Raw genomic sequence first — 21,732 nt, 5'->3', positions numbered from 1 at the left:
AGAATGCGGCTCACGTCCCGCGTACCTTCCCTGAGACTGTCCGGGACCGGTAGGGGTTGTGTAAACGAACCGCCCCGGCAGCACAACCGTGCCGCCGGGGCGATCGAGGCGAAGCCAGTCGCGAGGACGGGCGTCGCGTTTAGCGCTTGCTGTACTGCGGAGCCTTGCGGGCCTTCTTCAGACCGGCCTTCTTGCGCTCGACCGCACGGTCGTCGCGCTTGAGGAAGCCGGCCTTCTTCAGCGGGCCGCGGTTGTTGTCGACGTCCGCCTCGTTCAGCGCACGGGCGACACCGAGACGGAGCGCACCGGCCTGACCGGAGACACCGCCACCGGAGATGCGGGCGACGACGTCGTAGCGGTCGTCGAGCTCGAGCACCTTGAAGGGCTCGTTGACTTCCTGCTGGTGCACCTTGTTCGGGAAGTAGTCCTCGAGGGTGCGACCGTTGATCTTCCACTTGCCGGTGCCCGGAACGATCCGGACGCGGGCGATGGCGTTCTTACGACGGCCCAGGCCGGCGGCCGGCTGGGGCTCACCGAAGCGGGAGGCCATGGACTCCGAGGTGTACTCACCCTCGACGGGGACCTCGGACTCGGTGGTGTAGCTGTCGATGTCAAGCTCTTCGAGCGGCTGCTCGGCAGTGGTCTCGGCCACGATTCTCCTCAGAATTCTGTTCAGTCTTGGGGGTGGCCGGACTTACTGCGCGACCTGGGTGATCTCGTACGGCTGCGGCTGCTGCGCGCCGTGCGGGTGCTGGTCACCCTTGTAGACCTTCAGCTTCGAGAGCATCTGACGGCCCAGCGTGTTCTTGGGGAGCATGCCCTTGACGGCCTTCTCGATGGCCTTCTCGGGGTTCTTGTCGAGGAGCTCGTCGTAACGGACGGAGCGCAGACCACCCGGGTAGCCGGAGTGGCGGTACGCCATCTTCTGGGTCCGCTTGTTGCCGGACAGGTGCACCTTGTCCGCGTTGATGATGATGACGAAGTCACCAGCGTCGACGTGGGGGGCGTAGATCGGCTTGTGCTTGCCCCGGAGGAGCGTCGCGGCAGTGGTGGCGAGACGACCCAGGACAACGTCCTGGGCGTCGATGACGTGCCACTGGCGCGTCACATCGCCGGGCTTGGGGCTGTACGTACGCACGGTTCGTAGCCTTCGCTTCGAGTGAATGGTCCATAACTGGTCACCGAAACGATCACGACAGCCTGGACCGCACTGCGGCGACGCATACCGCGTACGTGGGGTCGCTGGTCATCGGCCCGGTGGACCGGTGTAAGGGCCCGTCCCGTGAGAATGAGCAAGCCAATACACAACGAACAAGCAGAATACCGGGGTACACCACAAGGGTCAAAACGCGGTATCACCGCAGCCGGCCGGTCACCGAGGCGTACAGCGCCGCACAGAGCGTGACGACCCTGCGCACCGTCCTCCGCCGCAGCGGCCGTACGAACGGAAACACCGAAGAGAGTGCCACGTCGACGAGGACCGCCGCACACCGGCGCGGTACGGATCCACCACCACGCAGCCGACGGCACGCCCCCAGCGCCCCCACCACGACGGACGGCCACACCCCGGCCGTGAGGAGCGGCCACGACAACACGCACCCCAGCAGCAGCACGGCCGGCAGCACTCGCCCCAACCACCCGGAGATGTCGCCTTTGCCCGTGCGCATGGGAGGAACGCTAGGGGTTGGAGAGCCGATCCGGGCGGACCAGCACACCCCTTGTCCCGTCTAAGATGCGGCCCATGAGCTATGGGCAGCAGGGGGGACCTCAGTCCCAGTGGGATCCCTGGAAACCGCAGTCGCAGCAGCCCTGGAACAGCGGGGGCGGCCAGTCCCCGGACTGGGCGGCGCTCGCCGAAGCCTCCGAGGCCCGCAACAAGCGCCGCCGGGTGCTGCTGATCGGCGGGGGCGCGCTGGCCACGGTCGCGATCGGCACCGCAGTCGCCGTGGCCGTCGTCTCGGCGGGCGGCGACAACAAGGGGAACCCGACCTCCCTGCCGTCGGCCGACATCCCGAGCCAGACCGCCTCCGCCCCGTCGTTCGCGCCCACCAGCGCCCCTCCCCCGCTGGACCCGAAGGACTTCATCGCCAGCGCGAAGAAGGACAAGGCCCCGCTAAGCCCGGAGACCCTCTTCCCGGGCACCCAGCTCACCATGGGCGAGACGGTCTACAAGAAGGGCCCCACGGCGGACACGAGGAACTGCGCCTCGGCGGCCGGCGGCACCCTCCCCAAGATCCTCACGGGGAACGACTGCACCCGCCTGATACGCGTGACCTACCTCAAGGACAAGATGGCCGTGACGGTCGGCGTGGCCGTCTTCGACACCGAGGCCCAGGCCGCCAAGGCCAAGGGGCAGAGCACCAAGAAGAGTTTCATCAAGTCGCTCTCCGGCGGCGGTGTGAAGCCGTTCTGCGAGTCCGGCTTCTGCCGCACGACCAGCAACTCCTACGGCCGCTACGCCTACTTCACCAACGCCGGCTTCACCGACGGCAAGGACGTGACGCCCAAGGACACCGCGGTCTACAAGACCGGCGACGACCTGGGCCAGTTCACGTTCAACCAGATCCGCCGCCGCGGCGAAGCCCAGGCCTCGGCCGCGGCCGAGGAGTGAGAGGACGTCAGCAGCAGCCGGCCGACGGCAGCGACCTCTTGTTGCGCGCCTCCTTGCTGCGCGCGGCGAGCAGTTCGTCGGCCGGGTAGCCGACCTCCTCCAGCGTCAGCCCGTGCGGCCGTACGACGTGCACGGCGGAGTCCCGCACACCGGCCGCCTGCACCTTCGCGGGCCAGTCGGCGGGCCGGTGCCCGTCCCCGACGAACAGCAGCGCCCCGATGAGCGAGCGCACCATGTTGTGGCAGAAGGCGTCGGCCCGCACGGTGGCGGTGATGATCCCGTCGTCCCCCCGCACCAGGCTCAGCTCCTGGAGCGTACGGATCGTGGTCGCGCCCTCCCGCTTCTTGCAGTAGGCGGCGAAGTCGTGCTCGCCCAGCAGCCCCCGGGCCGCCTCGTTCATGGCCTCGACGTCCAAGGGCCAGTCGTGCCACAGCACATGACCGCGCAACAGCGGGTCCACGCCCCCGGGGTTGTCCGTCACCCGGTACGCGTAACGCCTCCAGATGGCCGAGAAACGGGCGTTGAAGCCGCTGGGAGCCTCTCTGAGGGCCCAGACGCGCACGTCCCGGGGCAGCCGTCCGGCGAGCCGCTTGAGCAGCTTCTGGTGGTGCTCGGCCCACACCTCACGCGGCAGATCGACATGAGCGACCTGCCCCCGCGCGTGCACACCGGCATCGGTACGCCCCGCGACGGTCAGCTCGTACGTCTCCCGCGACCGCGTCACGGTCCGCAGGGCGTCCTCGATCTCCCCCTGCACGGTCCGCCGCCCCGCGGCCTGCTTGGCCCACCCGGAGAACTCGCTCCCGTCGTACGACAGATCAAGCCGGACCCGCACGTACCCGGCCGCTACTTCGTCACTCACGTACAGATCCTCTCAGAACACAAAAGCGGGCCCGTTCCTATGAAGGAACGGGCCCGCAACGCCCTTACAGGGGCGCGGGGAACTGCGCGACAAGCCACCACGAACCCGCAGCCGCAAACGCACAGCCCCCGGCAGAACGCTTACGCGTCCTTCGACTCCTCGGCGACCTCGTCGGACTTGGCCTCGACGGCCTCGTCCTTCTTGAGGGCGTCTTCCTTGACCGCGCGCTTGGTCGCGGCCTCGGCCTCGCCCGTGGCCTCCTGCGCCACCGTCAGAGCCTCCACCAGCTCGATGACAGCCATGGGCGCGTTGTCGCCGCGGCGGTTACCGATCTTGGTGATACGGGTGTAGCCACCCGGACGGTTCTCGTAGCGCGGGCCGATCTCGGTGAAGAGCGTGTGCACGATGCTCTTGTCCGTGATGACCTGGAGCACCTGACGGCGGTTGTGAAGGTCGCCCTTCTTCGCCTTGGTGACCAGACGCTCGGCGTACGGACGCAGCTTGCGCGCCTTCGCCTCGGTGGTGGTGATGCGGCCGTGCTCGAAGAGCGCCTTCGCGAGGTTCGCGAGGAGCAGCTTCTCGTGCGCGGCGCTGCCGCCCATACGGGCACCCTTGGTGGGCTTCGGCATGGTGTTTCTCCTAGGTGTCTGCCCCGGCCGTATCAGGTACCGGGGTCAGTATCTGAGCAGACGGTCGTCTGTCAGAGATCCGGGCGCCTTTTCGGACGCCCGGAAGGTCGCGCCCCAAAGGGGCGCGGGGAACTGCGCGACCAGCCACGACGGGCCGGCAGCCGAATCAGTACTGCTCGGTCTCCACGAAACCGGCATCCGCGTCGTCGTCCGCACCGAAGGCGTCGGCGGCGGCCGTCGGGTCGAACCCGGGAGGCGAGTCCTTGAGCGCGAGGCCCATGCCCGCCAGCTTCGCCTTGACCTCGTCGATCGACTTCGCACCGAAGTTGCGGATGTCGAGCAGATCGGCCTCGGAACGCGCCACGAGCTCACCCACGGAGTGGATGCCCTCACGCTTGAGGCAGTTGTACGACCGAACGGTGAGCTCCAGCTCCTCGATCGGCAGCGCCAGATCGGCGGCAAGGGCGGCGTCCGTGGGGGACGGGCCCATGTCGATGCCCTCGGCGTCGATGTTCAGCTCGCGGGCGAGACCGAACAGCTCGACCAGGGTCTTACCGGCGGACGCCATGGCGTCACGCGGCCGCATGGCCTGCTTGGTCTCGACGTCGACGATCAGCTTGTCGAAGTCGGTCCGCTGCTCGACACGCGTGGCCTCGACCTTGTACGTGACCTTGAGAACCGGCGAGTAGATCGAGTCGACCGGGATGCGCCCGATCTCCTGACCGACCTGCTTGTTCTGCACGGCGGAGACGTAACCGCGGCCACGCTCGACCGTGAGCTCCATCTCCAGCTTGCCCTTGCCGTTGAGCGTGGCGAGGACGAGGTCGGGGTTGTGCACCTCGACACCGGCCGGGGGCGCGATGTCGGCGGCGGTGACCAGACCCGGGCCCTGCTTGCGCAGGTACATCACGACCGGCTCGTCGTGCTCCGAGGAGACGACCAGCTGCTTGATGTTGAGGATCAGGTCGGTGACGTCCTCCTTGACGCCCGGCACGGTGGTGAACTCGTGCAGCACGCCGTCGATGCGGATGGACGTGACCGCCGCACCCGGGATCGAGGACAGGAGGGTCCGACGCAGGGAGTTGCCGAGGGTGTAGCCGAAGCCCGGCTCCAGCGGCTCGATCACGAACCGGGAGCGGAACTCGTCGACGACCTCTTCGGTCAACGAGGGACGCTGAGCGATCAGCATATTGTGATCCTTCTGTCAGGGGCGCCCGCTATTTGACGCCCTGATGTGAAACAAGGGTACGGGCGATATGGCCCCGAAGAGCCATACCGCCCGAAAACCTCAGACCAAACGGCCTGCGTCCAAGATCAGACGCGGCGGCGCTTGGGCGGACGGCAGCCGTTGTGCGGGGTCGGCGTGACGTCCTGGATCGAGCCGACCTCGAGGCCGGTCGCCTGGAGGGAGCGGATCGCGGTCTCACGACCGGAGCCCGGGCCCTTGACGAAGACGTCGACCTTGCGCATGCCGTGCTCCTGGGCGCGGCGGGCAGCCGACTCGGCGGCCATCTGCGCGGCGAACGGCGTGGACTTCCGGGAGCCCTTGAAGCCGACGTGGCCGGCGGAGGCCCAGGAGATCACGTTGCCGGACGGGTCCGTGATCGAGACGATCGTGTTGTTGAACGTGCTCTTGATGTGCGCGTGGCCGTGAGCGACGTTCTTCTTTTCCTTGCGGCGCACCTTCTTGGCAGCGCCCTGACGACCCTTGGGGGGCATCTATAACTCCTACGGGAGGTGGTCGGTCCTACAGCGAAGACCGTGGACAGGCGTCCGCTGTGGACTACTTCTTGCCCGGCTTCTTCTTGCCGGCGATGGCGCGACGCGGACCCTTGCGGGTACGAGCGTTGGTGCTGGTGCGCTGACCGCGGACGGGCAGACCACGACGGTGACGCAGACCCTGGTAGGTGCCGATCTCGACCTTGCGGCGGATGTCGGCCTGGATCTCGCGACGGAGGTCACCCTCGGTCTTGATGTTGTTGTCGACGTACTCGCGGATCGCGACAAGCTGCTCCTCGGAGAGGTCCCGAACACGGGTGTTCGGGTCCACGCCGGTGGCGGCCAGCGTCTGCTGGGAGAGAGTCCGGCCGATGCCGAACACGTAGGTGAGGGCGATCTCCACGCGCTTTTCGCGCGGGATGTCAACACCGGAAACGCGTGCCATTCAATGGCTCCAGTTACTTGTCGGAGGTCTTCCGCAGAACCGGATCCCAGCCGCCGTACCAGGTACGAACTGGGTCCCCAGCCTCCGAACCGGGGGTGTCAGACGAACGGGTCCGCCTGGGTTCTGCGTATGAACATATTCAGCTTGCGTCGCGCGAATCTCTGCGATGGATGCAGAGGGATCGGTCGTGCGTCAGCCCTGGCGCTGCTTGTGGCGCGGGTTGTCGCAGATGACCATGACCCGGCCGTGACGGCGGATCACCCTGCACTTGTCGCAGATCTTCTTGACGCTCGGCTTGACCTTCATGGTGAGGTTCTCCGGGTCAGTGCCGGCAGCCCCGTCGCACGCGGCGCGCGGGGCACAGGCAAGATCTACTTGTAGCGGTAGACGATCCGGCCACGGGTCAGGTCGTACGGAGACAGCTCCACCACGACCCGGTCGTCAGGGAGGATGCGGATGTAGTGCATGCGCATCTTGCCGCTGATGTGTGCCAGGACCTGGTGGCCGTTCTGGAGCTCGACCTTGAACATGGCGTTCGGAAGAGACTCGACGACAGTGCCCTCGATCTCGATGGCACCTTGCTTCTTGGCCACGCTTCGCCCTTCGAATCGACTACCTTGATCGACCCTGTGCGAGCGCATGCAGACATGCGGGTACACAAGAGCCGACGAGTCAGTCTACGACAGGGCCCTCGGAAACACGAATCGAGGAAGTCTGCCCCACCGGAGACAGCTTTAAGCGCGCCCCGTCAGGGGCGCGGGCTGTGTCGATATGCGGCTGCGCCGCGTGCGCGCGAACAACCACAACGAACCCGCAGCCGCCGAACGACGCGACCGTCCGTCCCGGAGCGCGCGCACTCAGCCCAGCGGATCAGGCGCGGCGACGATCCCCAGCTCGGCGAGCTTCGCCTTCCCCCCGTCGGGAGACGTCAGCACCAACGGCCCTTCCTCCGTCAGAGCGACCGAGTGCTCCCAGTGCGACGACCACGTACCGTCCGTCGTGATGACGGTCCAGTCGTCCTGGAGAACCTCCGTCCTGGGCGTCCCCAGCGACACCATCGGCTCGATCGCGAGGCAGAACCCGGGCACCAGCTTCGGCCCCTTGCCCCGCCGCCGGTCGACGTAGTTCAGCAGGTGCGGGTCCATGTGCATCTCGGTGCCGATGCCGTGACCGCCGTAGTCCTCGATGATCCCGTACTTGCCGCCGCCGGGCTTGGGCTGGCGGCGGATGTACGTCTCGATCGCCCGGGAGACGTCGACCAGCCGGTTGCCCTGCTTCATCGCGGCGATACCGGCCCACATCGACTCCTCGGTCACCCGGGAGAGCTCGATGAGCTCCGGGGCGTGACCGGAGCCCACGAAGGCCGTGAACGCGGCGTCGCCGTGCCAGCCGTCGATGATCGCGCCGCAGTCGATGGAGATGACGTCGCCGTCCTTGAGGACGACGTCGTCGGACGGGATGCCGTGGACCACGACCTCGTTCACCGAGGTGCAGATCGTCGCCGGGAAGCCGCCGTAGCCGAGGAAGTTCGGCTTGGCGTTGCGCTCGGCGAGGACCTTGCGGGCGACCTGGTCCAGATCCCTCGTCGTCGCCCCGGGCACCGCGGCCTCACCGGTCGCCGCGTGGATGGCCGCGACGACCAGCCCCGCCTCACGCATCTTGGCGATCTGCTCGGGGCTCTTGATCTGCACCATGGGAGCTACGGCCTTTCTGGACCTTCGGGGACGGCGAACGCCTTCAACGATAACGGGGCCGCACGACGGACCCCGCCCACACAGCGGCCGCGGCCCCCGAGGGGAACCGCGGCCGTAGCTTGTGCACAGGACGACTACGCGTCGTCCCCGCCACGCTTGAGCGCCTCCATGGCGCGCGTCGTGACGTCCTCCACCTTGCCGAGCGCGGAGATCGTGACCACCAGGCCCTGGGCCTTGTAGTAGTCGATGATCGGCTCGGTCTGGGTGTGGTAGACCTCCAGCCGCGTACGGACCGTGTCCTCGGAGTCGTCGTCCCGCTGGTACAGCTCGCCGCCGCAGACGTCGCAGACGCCGTCCTTGGCCGGCTGCTTGTACGTCACGTGGAAGACGTGCGAGGAGTCGTTACGGCAGATGCGGCGGCCGGCGATGCGCTTGACCACCTCGTCCTCGGGGACCTCGAGGTCCAGCACCGCGTCGAGCTGCATGCTCTCGGTCTCGAGCAGCTCGTCGAGCGCCTCGGCCTGCGACACGTTGCGGGGGAAGCCGTCCAGCAGGAAACCGTTCTCGGCGTCCGGCTGCTCCATGCGGTCCTTCGCCATCGCGATGGTGACCTCGTCGGGCACGAGGTTGCCCGCGTCCATGTAGGACTTCGCCAGTTTGCCGAGTTCCGTCTGCCGGCTGATGTTGGCCCGGAACAGGTCGCCCGTGGAGATGTGCGGGATCGACAGGTTACTGGCCAGGAACGCGGCCTGCGTTCCCTTACCGGCGCCCGGCGGCCCGACGAGGACGATACGCATCAGCGGAGGAACCCTTCGTAATTGCGCTGCTGGAGCTGGCTCTCGATCTGCTTCACGGTCTCGAGACCGACACCCACGATGATCAGGATGCTGGTCCCGCCGAACGGGAAGTTCTGGTTTGCCCCGAAACCTGCCAACGCCATCGTCGGCACAAGAGCGATCAGTCCCAAGTACAGCGAACCCGGCCAGGTGATCCGGTTGAGTACGTAGCTCAGGTACTCAGCGGTCGGTCGGCCAGCCCGGATGCCCGGGATGAAGCCACCATACTTCTTCATGTTGTCGGCGACTTCCTCGGGGTTGAACGAGATCGCCACGTAGAAGAACGCGAAGAAAACGATCAGCAGGAAGTACGTGACGATGTAGTACGGGTGGTCGCCCTTGACGAAGTGTTGCTCGATCCAGGTCTTCCAGCCCGAGTTCCCTCCGGCGAACTGAGCGATCAGCGCCGGGATGTAGAGCAGCGACGAGGCGAAGATGACGGGGATCACGCCCGCCTGGTTCACCTTGAGCGGGATGTAGGTGGACGTACCGCCGTAGGAACGACGGCCGATCATGCGCTTGGCGTACTGGACCGGGATGCGGCGCTGGGCCTGCTCGACGAAGACCACCAGGCCGACCATGGCGAAGCCGACCAGGATGACCGTGCCGAACTCGATCCAGCCGCCGGCCAGGGAGCCCTCCTGCTTGATGGCCCACAGGGCGGACGGGAAGGTGGCGGCGATCGAGATGAACATCAGGATCGACATGCCGTTGCCGATGCCGCGGTCGGTGATGAGCTCACCGAGCCACATCACGGCGGCCGTACCGGCGGTCATCGTGATGACCATGGTGATGGTGACGAAGATCGACTGGTCGGGGACGATCTGGCTGGCCACCGGGCAGCCCGAGAAGAGAGCGCCGCTGCGGGCGGTGGCGACGAGGCCGGTGCCCTGAAGGACAGCGAGGGCGATCGTCAGGTAACGGGTGTACTGCGTGATCTTCGCCGTACCGGCCTGGCCCTCCTTCTTCAGGGCTTCCAGACGCGGGATCACCACGGTCAGCAGCTGCAGAATGATGCTCGCCGTGATGTACGGCATGATGCCCAGCGCGAAGATCGTGATCTGCAGCAGCGCGCCGCCGCTGAACATGTTCACCAGGCCGAAGATGCCCTGGTTGGCCTGTGCGTTGTCGATACAGGTCTGGACGTTCCGGTAGTCGACGCCTGGGATCGGGATGTGCGTACCGACCCGGTAGACCACGATGATGCCGAGCGTGAAGAGCAGCTTCTTGCGCAGGTCGGGCGTCTTGAACGCCCGGGCGAACGCGGTGAGCACGGTGCCTCCTGCGACCCCCGCGCAACTGCGTCAAGGGTGACGGTCTTGAGGTTCGACGAATAGGTAACGGTCAACTGCCGCTGTGAGTGCCCGAAGTCAAGCACCCAGTGAAAAGTGGGCAGTGCAGGCCACCTTACCGGCGAGACTGCCGCCCTAGGAACGACCAACCGGGGATACCCCATTTGTGGGGTATCCCCGGTCGGGATCGCTCAGGTCATCGAGACGCCTGTGGAGTTCAGACGAGCTCGGTGACGGAACCGCCGGCGGCGGTGATCTTCTCCTTGGCGGAGCCGGAGACGGCGTCGACCGTCACCTGCAGCGCCACGGAGATCTCGCCCTGGCCGAGGACCTTGACGAGGCTGTTCTTGCGAACGGCCCCCTTGGCCACCAGACCCTCGACGGTGACCTCGCCACCCTCGGGGTAGAGCGCGGCCAGCTTGTCGAGGTTCACGACCTGGAACTCGGTCTTGAACGGGTTCTTGAAGCCCTTCAGCTTCGGGAGACGCATGTGAAGGGGCATCTGGCCACCCTCGAAGCGCTCCGGAACCTGGTAACGGGCCTTCGTGCCCTTGGTACCACGACCGGCCGTCTTACCCTTCGACGCCTCACCACGACCCACACGGGTCTTGGCGGTCTTGGCGCCCGGGGCGGGACGGAGGTTGTGGATCTTGAGCGGGTTGTTCTCCGCCATGATCAGTCGACCTCCTCGACCGTCACGAGGTGGCGGACGGTGTGCACCATTCCGCGGAACTCGGGGCGGTCCTCCTTGACGACCTGCGTGTTGATGCCCTTGAGACCAAGGGAACGCAGGGTGTCACGGTGGTTCTGCTTGCTGCCGATGTAGGACTTGACCTGCGTAATCTTGAGCTGCGCCATGATTACGCACCCGCCCCGGCACGCGCACGCAGGAGAGCCGCGGGGGCGACGTCCTCGAGCGGCAGACCACGGCGGGCCGCGATCTCCTCGGGACGCTGCAGACCCTTCAGGGCCTCCACGGTCGCGTGCACGATGTTGATCGCATTGTCGGAGCCGAGCGACTTCGACAGCACGTCGTGGATACCGGCGCACTCGAGCACGGCACGCACCGGACCACCGGCGATCACACCGGTACCGGGCGACGCGGGCTTCAGGAGCACGACGCCGGCAGCCTTCTCACCCTGGATCGGGTGCGGGATGGTGCCCTGGATACGGGGGACCTTGAAGAAGTGCTTCTTGGCCTCCTCAACGCCCTTGGCGATGGCGGCCGGCACCTCCTTGGCCTTGCCGTATCCGACACCCACGGTGCCGTCACCGTCGCCCACCACGACCAGCGCGGTGAAGCTGAAGCGACGACCACCCTTCACAACCTTGGCGACGCGGTTGATCGCGACAACGCGCTCAACGTACGCGGTCTTCTCGGCGGCAGCAGCGCCGCCGTCACGGCCCTTCCGGTCCCGCCGCTCGCCGCCACCGGCACCGCCACCGCGGCGCTGGGGTCCAGCCATTGGAATTACCTCTCTCTGTTTCCGCTAGCTACGCGCCAACGTTTTGGTCGCTGACGCGACGGGCGACTCAGAACTTGAGCCCGGCCTCGCGGGCGGCGTCCGCCAGGGCGGCGATGCGCCCCGCGTACTGGTTACCACCGCGGTCGAACACGACGGCCTCGACGCCGGCGGCCTTGGCGCGCTCGGCGACCAGGGCGCCGACCTGCTTGGCCTGCGCGGACTTGTCGCCCTCGCCACCGCGGATCGAGGTGTCCAGGGTGGACGCCGACGCCAGGGTGTGACCCTTGATGTCGTCGATCACCTGGGCCACGATGTGGCGGTTCGAGCGGGTAACGACCAGACGCGGACGCTCCGCCGTACCGTTGATGTGCTTACGGATCCGGATGTGGCGGCGCTTGATCGCGGCGCGCTTGTAGGCGTCGCCCTTGAGGATCTTCTGTCCGTATGCCATGGCTTACTTACCCGCCTTTCCGACCTTGCGGCGGATGACTTCGCCCTCGTACTTGACGCCCTTGGCCTTGTACGGGTCGGGCTTGCGCAGCTTGCGGATGTTGGCCGCAACCTCGCCGACCTTCTGCTTGTCGATGCCCTCGACCGAGAAACGGGTCGGGGACTCCACCTTGAAGGTGATGCCCTCAGGGGCCTCGACCAGGATCGGGTGGCTGTAGCCCAGGGAGAACTCCAGGTTGGAGCCCTTGGCCACGACACGGTAACCGACACCGCTGATTTCGAGCTTCTTGACGTATCCCGTGGTCACACCGGTGATCATGTTCGCCACCAGCGTGCGGGACAGGCCGTGCAGGGCCTTGCTCTGCCGCTCGTCATTGGGCCGCAGCACCTGAAGGGTGCCGTCCTCGGCCTTGGCGATGTCGATCGGCGCGATGACGGTGTGGGTCAGTTCGCCCTTGGGGCCCTTGACCGCGACCGTACGGCCGTCGATGGTGACGTCCACGCCGGCGGGAACCGGGATGGGGAGCTTGCCGATACGCGACATTGCTGTCTCTCCTCCGTTCCCGAGTTACCAGACGTAGGCGAGGACTTCCCCACCCACGCCCTTCTTCTGCGCCTGCTTGTCGGTCAGGAGCCCGTGAGACGTGGAGATGATGGCCACGCCCAGGCCGCCGAGAACCTTCGGCAGGTTGGTGGACTTCGCGTACACCCGGAGACCGGGCTTGGAGATCCGCTTGATGCCCGCGATGGAGCGCTCACGGTTGGGGCCGAACTTCAGCTCCAGGACGAGGTTCTTGCCGACCTCGGCGTCCTCGACCTTCCAGCCCGTGATGAAGCCCTCCTGCTGGAGGATCTCCGCGATGTGCGACTTGATCTTGGACGCCGGCATCGTCACGGAGTCGTGGTACGCCGAGTTCGCGTTCCGCAGACGCGTCAGCATGTCTGCGATCGGATCAGTCATGGTCATGAATTGGCCTGTGGCCTCTCTCGCCGGGGTTTCCTGGTGCGCCATCCCTCTCCCCGATCCGAGACGGGACGGGTGCGGCGCGGTGGACCTACGGCGTAGTAAGTCGTACGGGCGACTGTCAGGCGCCCAACCCTCCAAGCCTAAGCCATGGAGAGCGGGGCGCCTGACACGCCCATTGCTTACCGAGAGCCTCTGGAATCCCTGAAGGGGGATTTACCAGGAGCTCTTGGTCACGCCCGGCAGCTCGCCACGGTGAGCCATCTCACGAAGGCACACGCGGCAGAGGCCGAACTTGCGGTACACGGAGTGCGGGCGGCCGCAGCGCTGGCAGCGGGTGTAGCCACGCACACCGAACTTGGGCTTGCGAGCAGCCTTAGCGATCAGAGCCTTCTTCGCCATCTCGCTCACGCCTCCTTGAAGGGGAAGCCGAGGTGACGAAGGAGCGCGCGGCCCTCAGCGTCGTTGGTCGCCGTGGTCACCACGGTGATGTCCATACCCCGGGTGCGGTCGATCTTGTCCTGGTCGATCTCGTGGAACATGACCTGCTCCGTGAGACCGAAGGTGTAGTTGCCACGGCCGTCGAACTGCTTGGGGGACAGGCCGCGGAAGTCGCGGATGCGCGGCAGCGCGAGCGACAGGGTGCGGTCCAGGAACTCCCACATGCGGTCGCCACGCAGGGTGACGTGGGCACCGATCGGCTGGCCCTCACGCAGCTTGAACTGCGCGATGGACTTGCGGGCCTTGGTGACGGCCGGCTTCTGACCGGTGATCGTGGTGAGGTCGCGGATGGCGCCCTCGATCAGCTTGGAGTCGCGGGCGGCGTCGCCCACACCCATGTTGACCACGATCTTGACGAGACCGGGGATCTGCATGACGTTCTCGTACTTGAACTCGTCACGCAGCTTGCCCGTGATCTCCTCACGGTACTTCTGCTTCAGACGCGGGCTGGTGGTGGTCGTCATCAGATGTCCTCACCCGTCCGCTTGGCAACGCGGATCTTGTTGCCTTCGTCGTCGAAGCGGTAACCGACGCGGGTCACGACCTTGTTGCCGTCCTTCTCCACGACCAGCTGGACGTTGGAGACGTGGATCGGCGCCTCGGTGGTGACGATGCCGCCGGCCTGCGAACCGCGAGCCGTCGGACCGGCCTTGGTGTGCTTCTTGACCCGGTTGACACCCTCGACCAGGACGCGGTCCTCACGGGGGAAGGCCGCGATGACCTTGCCCTGCTTGCCCTTGTCCTTACCGGTGATGACCTGAACCAGGTCGCCCTTCTTGATCTTCATGCTCACAGCACCTCCGGCGCGAGGGAGATGATCTTCATGAACTTCTTCTCGCGCAGCTCCCGGCCGACCGGGCCGAAGATACGGGTGCCACGAGGGTCGCCGTCGTTCTTGAGAATGACGGCGGCGTTCTCGTCGAAGCGGATGTACGAGCCGTCCGGACGGCGGCGCTCCTTGACGGTGCGAACGATGACCGCCTTGATGACGTCACCCTTCTTCACGTTGCCACCGGGGATCGCGTCCTTGACGGTGGCGACGATGACGTCACCGATACCCGCGTAGCGGCGACCCGAGCCGCCGAGCACACGGATGCAAAGGATTTCCTTCGCACCAGTGTTGTCGGCGACACGCAGTCGCGACTCCTGCTGGATCACGTCTATCTCCTGATTGTCTGCCGGTTCCCGGGGCGGGCTGCGACACTTGCACACCCGCCCCGAGCCTGGCGGAACGATTCCTAGGGGGTCCCCCTAGGAGGGATTACTTGGCCTTCTCGAGGATCTCGACGACGCGCCAGCGCTTGGTCGCGGACAGCGGCCGGGTCTCCATGAGGAGGACACGGTCGCCGACACCCGCGGCGTTCTGCTCGTCGTGGGCCTTGAGCTTGTTCGTACGACGGATGACCTTGCCGTACAGCGCGTGCTTGACGCGGTCCTCGACGGCGACGACGACGGTCTTGTCCATCTTGTCGCTGACGACCAGGCCCTCGCGGGTCTTGCGGAAACCGCGGTCCGTCTTGGTCTCTTCAGTCACGTTGCTCTCGCTCATCAGGCGCTCTCCACCGTCTCGATGCCCAGCTCGCGCTCACGCATCAGGGTGTAGATCCGCGCGATGTCCTTGCGGACGGCCTTGAGCCGACCGTGGTTCTCGAGCTGACCCGTCGCCGCCTGGAAGCGGAGGTTGAACAGCTCTTCCTTGGCCTCGCGGAGCTTCGCGAGAAGCTCCTCGTTGCCCAGCTCGCGCAGCTCAGACGCCTTGGTACCGGCCGACATCACGCTTCACCTGCCTCGCGCTTGACGATCTTGCACTTCATCGGCAGCTTGTGAGCCGCACGGGTCAGGGCCTCGCGCGCGATCTTCTCGTTGGGGTACGACAGCTCGAACATCACACGTCCGGGCTTGACGTTGGCGATCCACCACTCAGGAGAACCCTTACCGGAACCCATGCGGGTCTCGGCGGGCTTCTTGGTGAGGGGGCGGTCCGGGTAGATGTTGATCCAGACCTTGCCGCCACGCTTGATGTGGCGGGTCATCGCGATACGAGCCGCCTCGATCTGGCGGTTCGTCACGTAGGCCGGGGTCAGCGCCTGGATGCCGTACTCGCCGAACGCAACCTGCGTGCCACCCTTGGACATGCCGTTGCGCTTGGGGTGGTGCTGCTTGCGGTGCTTGACCCTACGGGGGATCAGCATGACGGTCAGGCCTCCGTTCCGGTGCTCTCAGCCGGAGCGGCGGCGGGAGCCTCGGCCTTGGGGGCCTCGGCGCCGGCAGCCTGCTGCGGCTTACGACCGCGCCCGCCACGCTCGCCACCGCGGCCACCACGGGCCGGGCGGTCGGCGCCACCACGGGCCGGGCGGTTACCCGCACGGGCCGCGGCGTTCTCGGCGCGGACCTCGGCGATGTTCTTGACGTCGCCCTTGTAGATCCAGACCTTCACGCCGATGCGGCCGAAGGTCGTCTTGGCCTCGAAGAAGCCGTAGTCCACGTTCGCGCGGAGCGTGTGCAGGGGCACGCGGCCCTCGCGGTAGAACTCCGAGCGGGACATCTCGGCGCCACCGAGGCGGCCACCGCACTGGATCTTGATGCCCTTGGCGCCGGCCTTCATCGCCGACTGCATGCTCTTACGCATGGCGCGGCGGAAGGAGACGCGGGAGGAGAGCTGCTCGGCGACGGCCTGGGCAACCAGCTGAGCGTCGGTCTCGGGGTTCTTGACCTCGAGGATGTTCAGCTGGACCTGCTTGCCCGTGAGCTTCTCGAGGTCACCGCGGATGCGGTCGGCCTCGGCGCCACGGCGGCCGATGACGATGCCCGGACGAGCGGTGTGGATGTCCACCCGCACGCGGTCACGGGTGCGCTCGATCTCAACCTTCGAGATGCCGGCGCGCTCCATGCCGGACGTCATCATCCGACGGATGGCGACGTCTTCCTTGACGTAGTCCTTGTACAGCTTGTCGGCGTACCAACGCGACTTGAAGTCGGTCGTGACACCGAGCCGGAACCCGTGCGGGTTTACCTTCTGGCCCATTACCGGGTTCCTTCCTTGCTGCTGACGACCACGGTGATGTGGCTGGTCCGCTTGCGGATCCGGTAGGCGCGGCCCTGGGCACGCGGCCGGAACCGCTTCAGGGTCGGGCCCTCGTCGACGTAGGCCTCGGAGACGAAGAGGCTGTCGACATCGGTGTGGTCGTAGTTGTGCGCGGCGTTGGCGATGGCGCTGTCAAGCACCTTGCCGACCGGCTGGCTCGCGGCCTGCGGGGCGAAACGCAGGACCGCCTGAGCCTCCGTGGCGTTCAGGCCACGGATGAGGTCCACCACGCGGCGGGCCTTCATGGGCGTGACGCGGATGTACCGCGCCTGGGCCCTGGCTTCCATGGTTGTCCTTCCAGTGTCTGTCATGGTCATTCCACCCCGCGCTTAGCGGCGCTTCGACTTCCGGTCGTCCTTGACGTGACCCCGGAAGGTGCGCGTCGGCGAGAACTCGCCGAGCTTGTGGCCGACCATCGACTCGGTGACGAACACCGGAATGTGGGTCTTGCCGTTGTGCACCGCGAGCGTGTGGCCGAGCATGGCCGGCACGATCATGGAGCGACGGGACCAGGTCTTGATGACGTTCTTGGTGCCGGCTTCGTTCTGGGCGTCCACCTTCTTGATCAGGTGGTCGTCGACGAAGGGCCCCTTCTTCAAGCTACGAGGCATCTCAACCCGTCCTTAGCGCTTCTTGTTCGTCTTGCGGCGGCGGACGATGTACTTGTTCGACGCCTTCTTGGGCGAACGAGTACGGCCTTCCTTCTTGCCCCAGGGGGACACCGGGTGACGACCACCCGAGGTACGGCCTTCGCCACCACCGTGCGGGTGGTCCACCGGGTTCATGACCACACCACGCACGGTCGGGCGAACGCCCAGCCAGCGCTTACGGCCCGCCTTACCCCAGTTGATGTTGCTCTGCTCGGCGTTGCCCACCTCGCCGACCGTGGCGCGGCAGCGCTGGTCGACCAGGCGGATCTCACCGGACGGCATGCGCAGGTGGGCCATGGAGCCCTCCTTCGCGAGCAGCTGCACGGAGGCGCCGGCGGAGCGGGCGAACTTCGCGCCGCCGCCCGGACGCAGCTCGATGGCGTGCAGCGTGGTACCGACCGGGATGTTGCGCAGGGCAAGGTTGTTGCCCGGCTTGATGTCGGCCCCGGGACCGTTCTCGACGCGGTCACCCTGCTGCAGGTTGCGCGGGGCGAGGATGTAGCGCTTCTCGCCGTCGGCGTAGTGCAGCAGCGCGATGCGCGCGGTGCGGTTGGGGTCGTACTCGATGTGCGCGACCTTCGCCGGCACGCCGTCCTTGTCGTGACGACGGAAGTCGATCACGCGGTAGGCGCGCTTGTGGCCACCACCCTGGTGGCGGACGGTCACACGACCGGAGTTGTTACGGCCACCCTTGCTGTGCAGGGGGCGGACCAACGACTTCTCCGGCGTGGACCGCGTGACCTCGACGAAGTCGGCGACGCTGGAGCCGCGACGGCCCGGCGTAGTCGGCTTGTACTTGCGGATTCCCATTTCTCAGTCCTCGTCCGATATCGGACGATCCGGACCGCCCTTAGGCGGTCGGACCGCCGAAGATGTCGATACGGTCGCCCTCAGCGAGGGTCACGATCGCGCGCTTGGTGGACGCGCGCTGGCCGAAGCCGGTGCGGGTCCGCTTGCGCTTGCCCTGGCGGTTGATCGTGTTGACCCCGGTGACCTTGACCGAGAAGACCGCCTGGACGGCCTGCTTGATCTGGGTCTTGTTGGCGCTCGGGTCCACGACGAACGTGTACTTGCCCTCGTCGAGAAGCGCGTAGCTCTTCTCGGAGACGACCGGCTTGAGCAGCACGTCACGGGGGTCCGTGAAGGACTTGCTCAGCGGGGTCTCGACGGTGTTCTTGCCCTCGGTGGCGTGGCGGCGCGCCTTGGCGACGCGCGCGGCCTTGGCCTTCTTCGCCGCCTTGGAGGCGATAGCGGGGTGACGGATAGCCATCAGACCTCGCTCCCTTCGGTGTCATTGGCCTTCGGGCCGGACACGAAGGACTCGAAGGCGGCCTGGGTGAAGACCACGTCGTCCGAGACGAGAACGTCGTACGTGTTCAGCTGGCCCGGCTCCAGGATGTGGATCTGGGGCAGGTTGCGGGCGGACAGCCACGCGGCCTCGTCGGCGCGGTCGACGACCAGGAGCAGGTTCTTGCGCTCCGAGATCTTGCCGAACAGCGTCTTGGCGGCCTTCGTCGACGGGTTGTCACCCTCGACGACGCCGGAGACGACGTGGATGCGGTTGTGGCGGGCCCGGTCGGTGAGGGCGTGGCGCAGGGCCGCGGCCTTCATCTTCTTCGGGGTCCGCTGCGAGTAGTCACGCGGCACGGGACCGTGCACGACGCCACCACCGGCGAACTGCGGCGCGCGGGTCGAGCCCTGACGGGCGCGGCCGGTGCCCTTCTGGCGGTACGGCTTCTTGCCGCCACCGCGGACTTCACCGCGACGCTTGGTCTTGTGCGTGCCCTGACGGGCAGCGGCGTTCTGCGCGACGACGACCTGGTGGATCAGCGGGATGCTGATCTTCTCCACGCCGAAGATCTCCGCGGGGAGCTCGACGCTACCGGTCTTCTCGCCTGCAGGCGAAAGGATGTCAACAGTGCTCATCGGTACCTCAGGCCCCCTTGGCCGCGGTGCGGACCAGGACGAGGCCGCCGTTCGGACCGGGAACCGCGCCCTTGATGAGCAGCAGACCCTTCTCCGCGTCAACGGCGTGGACGGTCAGGTTCTGGGTGGTGACACGCTCGTTGCCCATGCGACCCGCCATGCGGAGGCCCTTGAACACGCGGCCCGGGGTGGCGCAGCCACCGATGGAACCGGGCGAGCGGTGCTTGCGCTGGGTGCCGTGTCCGGCGCCGAGGCCCTTGAAGTTGTGACGCTTCATGACACCGGCGAAGCCCTTGCCCTTGCTCTTGCCGGTCACGTCGACCTTGAGGCCGGCCTCGAACACCTCGGCGGTGATCTCCTGGCCGAGGGTGTACTCGCTGGCGTCAGCGGTACGGATCTCGACGAGGTGGCGGCGGGGAGTGACGTCGGCCTTGGCGAAGTGGCCCTTGAGGGGCTTGTTCACCTTGCGCGGGTCGATCTCGCCGAACGCGATCTGGACGGACTCGTAGCCGTCGACGTCGTTCGTGCGGACCTGGGTGACGACGTTGGGGCCGGCCTTGACGACGGTGACCGGAACAACACGGTTGTTCGCGTCCCACACCTGCGTCATGCCGAGCTTCTCGCCCAGGATGCCCTTGATCTGCTTAGCCATTCTCAGATCACCGGCCTTCAGAGCTTGATCTCGATGTCGACACCGGCCGGGAGGTCGAGTCGCATCAGAGAGTCAACGGTCTTGGGGGTCGGGTCGAGGATGTCGATCAGGCGCTTGTGCGTGCGCATCTCGAAGTGCTCGCGCGAGTCCTTGTACTTGTGCGGCGACTTGATGACGCAGTACACGTTCTTCTCAGTGGGCAGCGGCACCGGGCCCGCGACCGACGCACCAGTGCGCGTCACCGTCTCGACGATCTTCTTCGCCGAAGAGTCGATGACCTCGTGGTCGTAGGCCTTGAGCCGGATGCGGATCTTCTGTCCCGCCATGGCTACTCAGTAGTCCTGTCTCTCTAACGCTCTGGAACCCGGTGGATTCCTTCTGCTGCCTTCGTTCCTCCGACCCACGCGGTCGGGCGTGTCGCGCTCCCGCTGACACAGATGTCCCTTGTTCGAACATCCCTGCTGGGAATGCACACGGCCCTTCCGGAACCGCAGACCGGGGGCGAAGGCCCACCGGGTGCCTGGCCGGTGCCGCACTGACACTTCCCGAAAGATTCCCGTACGTCCGCCCCAGCGCTGCCGTAATGACAGTTAGGGCGACGAGTACTGTGGGACTCGCTTCCGGTCCTCCCGGCGGGAGGCGCGCAGCATCAACACTCGACCGAGCAACTCGGACAGTCTGCCATATGGGGCAGGCCCGACGCCAATCGAGCCGAGGAGAATACCCCGGGGGTGACGCAGGTCAAACCCAAGGCCGGACGCCCCCGGGCGGCTCCCCTCGCAGAAGCCGCTCCAGCTCTGCGTCGTAGGAGCGGTGGCCTGCCTTCCCCCACTCGGGCGCGTCGGATGCCGGGCGCAGGATGCTGGGCAGGTGGGCGACGCGCCAGATGCGGTGGACGCCGGCGGGGGTGGTACGGGCGTCTGTCGGTTCGGCGAGGCCGCATGCGACACGGAGTATCCCCACGATCCCCGTGGCTCCCTCGCCCGACTCGGTGCCGGCGGCGAGGGCGGCGGTGACCAGGGCCTGAAGCAGCCGGGTCAGCTGCAGATCGGCACCGATACGGCACATGCGCCGCACCAGCTCGGGTTCCTCCAGCCGCTCCACGGGGTCGGGCAGGCCGACGATCCCATCGGACCACAGCAGCAGGGAGGCCGGGGACACCTCGTGGTCCGCGAAGTACCCGAGCTCGCCGGCGACGGCCATGACCTCATCGGAGAACCGGCCGACCACGCGCACGCCCTCCAGGAGACGGCGCAGATCGTCCTGCCGGGGTTCGAGAAACGCCCCGACCGAGACGTCGGGGAGCAGCCAGGTTCCGGTGGAGTGGACGGCACCGATCTCCACGATGCCCCCCAGGGCGGCGAAGACCGCTCGCGCCAGGGGTGCTGGATCCATGCCCGTCCGTTCTCAATGCCATTCGTCGGGGTCGAGAGCGGCAGCAACGAACCCGTCCCCGGTGGTGACGATCAAATCGGGTTGCTCAATCCGCGATGCGACCTTCTCGCGATCGAAGTCACGGAACTCGAAAACGAAATGCTCAGCGATCGCAGGCCTGTCCAGAGGGAAACCATCGAGATCCACCGCAGAATTCGCACGGTCCGCGCCCTGGCAGAGGACTGATACGAACAGGGGGAAGTGCTCCGCTTCCAGAAGCCGATCCGCGTCCTGGACGAGGCCCGCGATCCCGACTCCACCCGTCACCTCACCGCACAGGTCGTCCAGGCAGTCCACCAAGGCGTCCCAGTTCCTGCCGAAGTACCCGGGGAACTTCAGTGTTTCGGCAAACGAACGGTGGATCCCCTCCTCTGTCGTGAGGTCGCTGGAGTCGAAGCGGTAGATGCGTCCACCCTCGGTCTCGAGCTTTGACAGCTGCTGATGGACCCGGGCTTCCCCCTGGGGAACGAAAACGGCCCAGGGTTCCGAAGTCCCCGTGATCTCAAAACCGGTCAT

37 protein-coding genes are annotated in these 21,732 nt (G+C 66.6%); 1 reads left to right on the top strand and 36 read right to left on the bottom strand.

Annotated features, from left to right (window positions below; translation table 11 throughout):
• Positions 1 to 139: 139 nt before the first annotated feature.
• The 3 genes from rpsI to ACFZDE_RS11175 form a co-directional block, all read right to left on the bottom strand.
• Positions 140 to 652, bottom strand: a complete 513-nt coding sequence (gene rpsI / locus ACFZDE_RS11185; protein ID WP_030854572.1) for a 30S ribosomal protein S9 — start codon at positions 650 to 652, stop codon at positions 140 to 142.
• Between the two features lie 42 nt (positions 653 to 694).
• A complete protein-coding gene (gene rplM / locus ACFZDE_RS11180; protein WP_010036634.1) occupies positions 695 to 1,138 on the bottom strand; it encodes a 50S ribosomal protein L13 in 444 nt (147 codons plus the stop codon).
• 217 nt (positions 1,139 to 1,355) lie between these two features.
• On the bottom strand, positions 1,356 to 1,667 hold the full coding sequence (locus ACFZDE_RS11175; protein WP_391199418.1) for a hypothetical protein: 312 nt from the start codon (positions 1,665 to 1,667) through the stop codon (positions 1,356 to 1,358).
• Between the two features lie 74 nt (positions 1,668 to 1,741).
• Between ACFZDE_RS11175 and ACFZDE_RS11170 the strand changes: the two genes are divergently transcribed.
• Entirely contained in the window at positions 1,742 to 2,611 is an 870-nt protein-coding gene (locus ACFZDE_RS11170; protein ID WP_390993152.1) for a hypothetical protein, read from the top strand.
• A 7-nt stretch (positions 2,612 to 2,618) separates the two neighbouring features.
• Here ACFZDE_RS11170 and truA read toward each other — a convergent pair whose 3' ends face one another.
• The 33 genes from truA to ACFZDE_RS11005 form a co-directional block, all read right to left on the bottom strand.
• Positions 2,619 to 3,473 (bottom strand): tRNA pseudouridine(38-40) synthase TruA, encoded by an 855-nt coding sequence (gene truA / locus ACFZDE_RS11165; protein WP_391199417.1) that lies wholly within the window; start codon positions 3,471 to 3,473, stop codon positions 2,619 to 2,621.
• Positions 3,474 to 3,613: 140 nt separating this feature from the next.
• Positions 3,614 to 4,102, bottom strand: a complete 489-nt coding sequence (gene rplQ / locus ACFZDE_RS11160; RefSeq protein WP_390993146.1) for a 50S ribosomal protein L17 — start codon at positions 4,100 to 4,102, stop codon at positions 3,614 to 3,616.
• 166 nt (positions 4,103 to 4,268) lie between these two features.
• Positions 4,269 to 5,291, bottom strand: coding sequence for a DNA-directed RNA polymerase subunit alpha (locus ACFZDE_RS11155; RefSeq protein WP_003966937.1), 1,023 nt, complete (start codon positions 5,289 to 5,291; stop codon positions 4,269 to 4,271).
• A 125-nt stretch (positions 5,292 to 5,416) separates the two neighbouring features.
• Positions 5,417 to 5,821, bottom strand: coding sequence for a 30S ribosomal protein S11 (rpsK, locus tag ACFZDE_RS11150; protein ID WP_003956432.1), 405 nt, complete (start codon positions 5,819 to 5,821; stop codon positions 5,417 to 5,419).
• A gap of 64 nt (positions 5,822 to 5,885) precedes the next feature.
• Positions 5,886 to 6,266: a 30S ribosomal protein S13 gene (gene rpsM, locus ACFZDE_RS11145; protein ID WP_004984507.1), complete on the bottom strand. Its 381-nt coding sequence runs from the start codon at positions 6,264 to 6,266 to the stop codon at positions 5,886 to 5,888.
• Between the two features lie 192 nt (positions 6,267 to 6,458).
• The gene (rpmJ, locus tag ACFZDE_RS11140; protein WP_003974245.1) at positions 6,459 to 6,572 is read right to left on the bottom strand and encodes a 50S ribosomal protein L36; all 114 of its coding nucleotides are present in this window, start codon (positions 6,570 to 6,572) and stop codon (positions 6,459 to 6,461) included.
• A 65-nt stretch (positions 6,573 to 6,637) separates the two neighbouring features.
• Positions 6,638 to 6,859 carry a translation initiation factor IF-1 gene (infA, locus tag ACFZDE_RS11135; RefSeq protein WP_003948620.1) on the bottom strand — a complete coding sequence of 74 codons (222 nt, stop codon included), beginning with the start codon at positions 6,857 to 6,859 and terminating at the stop codon, positions 6,638 to 6,640.
• Between the two features lie 264 nt (positions 6,860 to 7,123).
• Positions 7,124 to 7,960 (bottom strand): type I methionyl aminopeptidase, encoded by an 837-nt coding sequence (gene map / locus ACFZDE_RS11130; protein WP_391199416.1) that lies wholly within the window; start codon positions 7,958 to 7,960, stop codon positions 7,124 to 7,126.
• A gap of 134 nt (positions 7,961 to 8,094) precedes the next feature.
• The gene (locus ACFZDE_RS11125) at positions 8,095 to 8,757 is read right to left on the bottom strand and encodes an adenylate kinase (protein ID WP_390993136.1); all 663 of its coding nucleotides are present in this window, start codon (positions 8,755 to 8,757) and stop codon (positions 8,095 to 8,097) included.
• Positions 8,757 to 10,070 (bottom strand): preprotein translocase subunit SecY, encoded by a 1,314-nt coding sequence (secY, locus tag ACFZDE_RS11120; RefSeq protein WP_390993133.1) that lies wholly within the window; start codon positions 10,068 to 10,070, stop codon positions 8,757 to 8,759. The genes ACFZDE_RS11125 and secY overlap by 1 nt, the downstream gene beginning before the upstream one ends.
• 235 nt (positions 10,071 to 10,305) lie before the next feature.
• Positions 10,306 to 10,761, bottom strand: a complete 456-nt coding sequence (gene rplO / locus ACFZDE_RS11115) for a 50S ribosomal protein L15 (protein WP_031141307.1) — start codon at positions 10,759 to 10,761, stop codon at positions 10,306 to 10,308.
• A 2-nt stretch (positions 10,762 to 10,763) separates the two neighbouring features.
• Complete coding sequence (gene rpmD, locus ACFZDE_RS11110; RefSeq protein ID WP_003974250.1) at positions 10,764 to 10,946, bottom strand: 50S ribosomal protein L30; 183 nt, start codon at positions 10,944 to 10,946, stop codon at positions 10,764 to 10,766.
• 2 nt (positions 10,947 to 10,948) lie between these two features.
• Entirely contained in the window at positions 10,949 to 11,554 is a 606-nt protein-coding gene (rpsE, locus tag ACFZDE_RS11105; RefSeq protein WP_009190144.1) for a 30S ribosomal protein S5, read from the bottom strand.
• A 67-nt stretch (positions 11,555 to 11,621) separates the two neighbouring features.
• Positions 11,622 to 12,005, bottom strand: coding sequence for a 50S ribosomal protein L18 (gene rplR, locus ACFZDE_RS11100; protein WP_007494754.1), 384 nt, complete (start codon positions 12,003 to 12,005; stop codon positions 11,622 to 11,624).
• Between the two features lie 3 nt (positions 12,006 to 12,008).
• Complete coding sequence (gene rplF, locus ACFZDE_RS11095) at positions 12,009 to 12,548, bottom strand: 50S ribosomal protein L6 (protein WP_030839651.1); 540 nt, start codon at positions 12,546 to 12,548, stop codon at positions 12,009 to 12,011.
• Between the two features lie 24 nt (positions 12,549 to 12,572).
• Positions 12,573 to 12,971 (bottom strand): 30S ribosomal protein S8, encoded by a 399-nt coding sequence (rpsH, locus tag ACFZDE_RS11090; protein WP_030839654.1) that lies wholly within the window; start codon positions 12,969 to 12,971, stop codon positions 12,573 to 12,575.
• A 213-nt stretch (positions 12,972 to 13,184) separates the two neighbouring features.
• Positions 13,185 to 13,370, bottom strand: a complete 186-nt coding sequence (locus ACFZDE_RS11085; protein ID WP_003948630.1) for a type Z 30S ribosomal protein S14 — start codon at positions 13,368 to 13,370, stop codon at positions 13,185 to 13,187.
• A 5-nt stretch (positions 13,371 to 13,375) separates the two neighbouring features.
• The gene (rplE, locus tag ACFZDE_RS11080) at positions 13,376 to 13,933 is read right to left on the bottom strand and encodes a 50S ribosomal protein L5 (RefSeq protein WP_030839657.1); all 558 of its coding nucleotides are present in this window, start codon (positions 13,931 to 13,933) and stop codon (positions 13,376 to 13,378) included.
• Positions 13,933 to 14,256 (bottom strand): 50S ribosomal protein L24, encoded by a 324-nt coding sequence (gene rplX, locus ACFZDE_RS11075; RefSeq protein ID WP_003992365.1) that lies wholly within the window; start codon positions 14,254 to 14,256, stop codon positions 13,933 to 13,935. The genes rplE and rplX overlap by 1 nt, the downstream gene beginning before the upstream one ends.
• A gap of 2 nt (positions 14,257 to 14,258) precedes the next feature.
• Entirely contained in the window at positions 14,259 to 14,627 is a 369-nt protein-coding gene (gene rplN, locus ACFZDE_RS11070; RefSeq protein ID WP_003992364.1) for a 50S ribosomal protein L14, read from the bottom strand.
• Positions 14,628 to 14,730: 103 nt separating this feature from the next.
• A complete protein-coding gene (gene rpsQ, locus ACFZDE_RS11065; RefSeq protein ID WP_010036717.1) occupies positions 14,731 to 15,018 on the bottom strand; it encodes a 30S ribosomal protein S17 in 288 nt (95 codons plus the stop codon).
• On the bottom strand, positions 15,018 to 15,242 hold the full coding sequence (gene rpmC / locus ACFZDE_RS11060) for a 50S ribosomal protein L29 (RefSeq protein WP_003974259.1): 225 nt from the start codon (positions 15,240 to 15,242) through the stop codon (positions 15,018 to 15,020). The genes rpsQ and rpmC overlap by 1 nt, the downstream gene beginning before the upstream one ends.
• The gene (gene rplP / locus ACFZDE_RS11055) at positions 15,242 to 15,661 is read right to left on the bottom strand and encodes a 50S ribosomal protein L16 (protein WP_003992362.1); all 420 of its coding nucleotides are present in this window, start codon (positions 15,659 to 15,661) and stop codon (positions 15,242 to 15,244) included. The genes rpmC and rplP overlap by 1 nt, the downstream gene beginning before the upstream one ends.
• Before the next feature lie 5 nt (positions 15,662 to 15,666).
• Positions 15,667 to 16,494 (bottom strand): 30S ribosomal protein S3, encoded by an 828-nt coding sequence (rpsC, locus tag ACFZDE_RS11050; protein WP_030839666.1) that lies wholly within the window; start codon positions 16,492 to 16,494, stop codon positions 15,667 to 15,669.
• Entirely contained in the window at positions 16,494 to 16,841 is a 348-nt protein-coding gene (rplV, locus tag ACFZDE_RS11045; protein WP_030839668.1) for a 50S ribosomal protein L22, read from the bottom strand. The genes rpsC and rplV overlap by 1 nt, the downstream gene beginning before the upstream one ends.
• A 42-nt stretch (positions 16,842 to 16,883) precedes the next feature.
• Positions 16,884 to 17,165: a 30S ribosomal protein S19 gene (gene rpsS, locus ACFZDE_RS11040; RefSeq protein WP_003992359.1), complete on the bottom strand. Its 282-nt coding sequence runs from the start codon at positions 17,163 to 17,165 to the stop codon at positions 16,884 to 16,886.
• Positions 17,166 to 17,177: 12 nt separating this feature from the next.
• On the bottom strand, positions 17,178 to 18,014 hold the full coding sequence (rplB, locus tag ACFZDE_RS11035; protein WP_030839671.1) for a 50S ribosomal protein L2: 837 nt from the start codon (positions 18,012 to 18,014) through the stop codon (positions 17,178 to 17,180).
• A gap of 40 nt (positions 18,015 to 18,054) precedes the next feature.
• Complete coding sequence (rplW, locus tag ACFZDE_RS11030) at positions 18,055 to 18,474, bottom strand: 50S ribosomal protein L23 (protein WP_030839674.1); 420 nt, start codon at positions 18,472 to 18,474, stop codon at positions 18,055 to 18,057.
• Positions 18,474 to 19,130: a 50S ribosomal protein L4 gene (rplD, locus tag ACFZDE_RS11025; RefSeq protein WP_390993122.1), complete on the bottom strand. Its 657-nt coding sequence runs from the start codon at positions 19,128 to 19,130 to the stop codon at positions 18,474 to 18,476. The genes rplW and rplD overlap by 1 nt, the downstream gene beginning before the upstream one ends.
• Positions 19,131 to 19,137: 7 nt before the next feature.
• Positions 19,138 to 19,782 (bottom strand): 50S ribosomal protein L3, encoded by a 645-nt coding sequence (gene rplC, locus ACFZDE_RS11020; RefSeq protein WP_030839681.1) that lies wholly within the window; start codon positions 19,780 to 19,782, stop codon positions 19,138 to 19,140.
• A gap of 17 nt (positions 19,783 to 19,799) precedes the next feature.
• Positions 19,800 to 20,108, bottom strand: a complete 309-nt coding sequence (rpsJ, locus tag ACFZDE_RS11015; RefSeq protein ID WP_003948644.1) for a 30S ribosomal protein S10 — start codon at positions 20,106 to 20,108, stop codon at positions 19,800 to 19,802.
• Between the two features lie 415 nt (positions 20,109 to 20,523).
• On the bottom strand, positions 20,524 to 21,177 hold the full coding sequence (locus ACFZDE_RS11010; protein WP_391199413.1) for a hypothetical protein: 654 nt from the start codon (positions 21,175 to 21,177) through the stop codon (positions 20,524 to 20,526).
• 12 nt (positions 21,178 to 21,189) lie between these two features.
• On the bottom strand, positions 21,190 to 21,732 hold the full coding sequence (locus ACFZDE_RS11005) for a barstar family protein (RefSeq protein WP_390993117.1): 543 nt from the start codon (positions 21,730 to 21,732) through the stop codon (positions 21,190 to 21,192).

The sequence above is a fragment of the Streptomyces sp. NPDC007929 genome, assembly GCF_042959065.1.
Lineage (GTDB): Bacteria > Actinomycetota > Actinomycetes > Streptomycetales > Streptomycetaceae > Streptomyces.
The sequence above is the reverse complement of the archived record's forward strand: the minus strand, read 5'-3'. Positions and strand labels throughout refer to the sequence as shown.

Bases quoted from the DNA above. Each gene is read 5' to 3' on its own strand.
- ACFZDE_RS11175 (WP_391199418.1), bottom strand. From the start codon at position 1,667: ATGCGCACGGGCAAAGGCGACATCTCCGGGTGGTTGGGGCGAGTGCTG.
- ACFZDE_RS11170 (WP_390993152.1), top strand. From the start codon at position 1,742: ATGAGCTATGGGCAGCAGGGGGGACCTCAGTCCCAGTGGGATCCCTGG.
- rplQ (WP_390993146.1), bottom strand. From the start codon at position 4,102: ATGCCGAAGCCCACCAAGGGTGCCCGTATGGGCGGCAGCGCCGCGCAC.
- ACFZDE_RS11155 (WP_003966937.1), bottom strand. From the start codon at position 5,291: ATGCTGATCGCTCAGCGTCCCTCGTTGACCGAAGAGGTCGTCGACGAG.
- rpsK (WP_003956432.1), bottom strand. From the start codon at position 5,821: ATGCCCCCCAAGGGTCGTCAGGGCGCTGCCAAGAAGGTGCGCCGCAAG.
- rpsM (WP_004984507.1), bottom strand. From the start codon at position 6,266: ATGGCACGCGTTTCCGGTGTTGACATCCCGCGCGAAAAGCGCGTGGAG.
- rpmJ (WP_003974245.1), bottom strand. From the start codon at position 6,572: ATGAAGGTCAAGCCGAGCGTCAAGAAGATCTGCGACAAGTGCAGGGTG.
- map (WP_391199416.1), bottom strand. From the start codon at position 7,960: ATGGTGCAGATCAAGAGCCCCGAGCAGATCGCCAAGATGCGTGAGGCG.
- ACFZDE_RS11125 (WP_390993136.1), bottom strand. From the start codon at position 8,757: ATGCGTATCGTCCTCGTCGGGCCGCCGGGCGCCGGTAAGGGAACGCAG.
- rplO (WP_031141307.1), bottom strand. From the start codon at position 10,761: ATGGCGGAGAACAACCCGCTCAAGATCCACAACCTCCGTCCCGCCCCG.
- rpmD (WP_003974250.1), bottom strand. From the start codon at position 10,946: ATGGCGCAGCTCAAGATTACGCAGGTCAAGTCCTACATCGGCAGCAAG.
- rpsE (WP_009190144.1), bottom strand. From the start codon at position 11,554: ATGGCTGGACCCCAGCGCCGCGGTGGCGGTGCCGGTGGCGGCGAGCGG.
- rplR (WP_007494754.1), bottom strand. From the start codon at position 12,005: ATGGCATACGGACAGAAGATCCTCAAGGGCGACGCCTACAAGCGCGCC.
- rplF (WP_030839651.1), bottom strand. From the start codon at position 12,548: ATGTCGCGTATCGGCAAGCTCCCCATCCCGGTTCCCGCCGGCGTGGAC.
- rpsH (WP_030839654.1), bottom strand. From the start codon at position 12,971: ATGACCATGACTGATCCGATCGCAGACATGCTGACGCGTCTGCGGAAC.
- ACFZDE_RS11085 (WP_003948630.1), bottom strand. From the start codon at position 13,370: ATGGCGAAGAAGGCTCTGATCGCTAAGGCTGCTCGCAAGCCCAAGTTC.
- rplE (WP_030839657.1), bottom strand. From the start codon at position 13,933: ATGACGACCACCACCAGCCCGCGTCTGAAGCAGAAGTACCGTGAGGAG.
- rplX (WP_003992365.1), bottom strand. From the start codon at position 14,256: ATGAAGATCAAGAAGGGCGACCTGGTTCAGGTCATCACCGGTAAGGAC.
- rpsQ (WP_010036717.1), bottom strand. From the start codon at position 15,018: ATGAGCGAGAGCAACGTGACTGAAGAGACCAAGACGGACCGCGGTTTC.
- rpmC (WP_003974259.1), bottom strand. From the start codon at position 15,242: ATGTCGGCCGGTACCAAGGCGTCTGAGCTGCGCGAGCTGGGCAACGAG.
- rplP (WP_003992362.1), bottom strand. From the start codon at position 15,661: ATGCTGATCCCCCGTAGGGTCAAGCACCGCAAGCAGCACCACCCCAAG.
- rpsC (WP_030839666.1), bottom strand. From the start codon at position 16,494: ATGGGCCAGAAGGTAAACCCGCACGGGTTCCGGCTCGGTGTCACGACC.
- rplV (WP_030839668.1), bottom strand. From the start codon at position 16,841: ATGGAAGCCAGGGCCCAGGCGCGGTACATCCGCGTCACGCCCATGAAG.
- rpsS (WP_003992359.1), bottom strand. From the start codon at position 17,165: ATGCCTCGTAGCTTGAAGAAGGGGCCCTTCGTCGACGACCACCTGATC.
- rplB (WP_030839671.1), bottom strand. From the start codon at position 18,014: ATGGGAATCCGCAAGTACAAGCCGACTACGCCGGGCCGTCGCGGCTCC.
- rplW (WP_030839674.1), bottom strand. From the start codon at position 18,474: ATGGCTATCCGTCACCCCGCTATCGCCTCCAAGGCGGCGAAGAAGGCC.
- rplD (WP_390993122.1), bottom strand. From the start codon at position 19,130: ATGAGCACTGTTGACATCCTTTCGCCTGCAGGCGAGAAGACCGGTAGC.
- rplC (WP_030839681.1), bottom strand. From the start codon at position 19,782: ATGGCTAAGCAGATCAAGGGCATCCTGGGCGAGAAGCTCGGCATGACG.
- rpsJ (WP_003948644.1), bottom strand. From the start codon at position 20,108: ATGGCGGGACAGAAGATCCGCATCCGGCTCAAGGCCTACGACCACGAG.
- ACFZDE_RS11010 (WP_391199413.1), bottom strand. From the start codon at position 21,177: ATGGATCCAGCACCCCTGGCGCGAGCGGTCTTCGCCGCCCTGGGGGGC.
- ACFZDE_RS11005 (WP_390993117.1), bottom strand. From the start codon at position 21,732: ATGACCGGTTTTGAGATCACGGGGACTTCGGAACCCTGGGCCGTTTTC.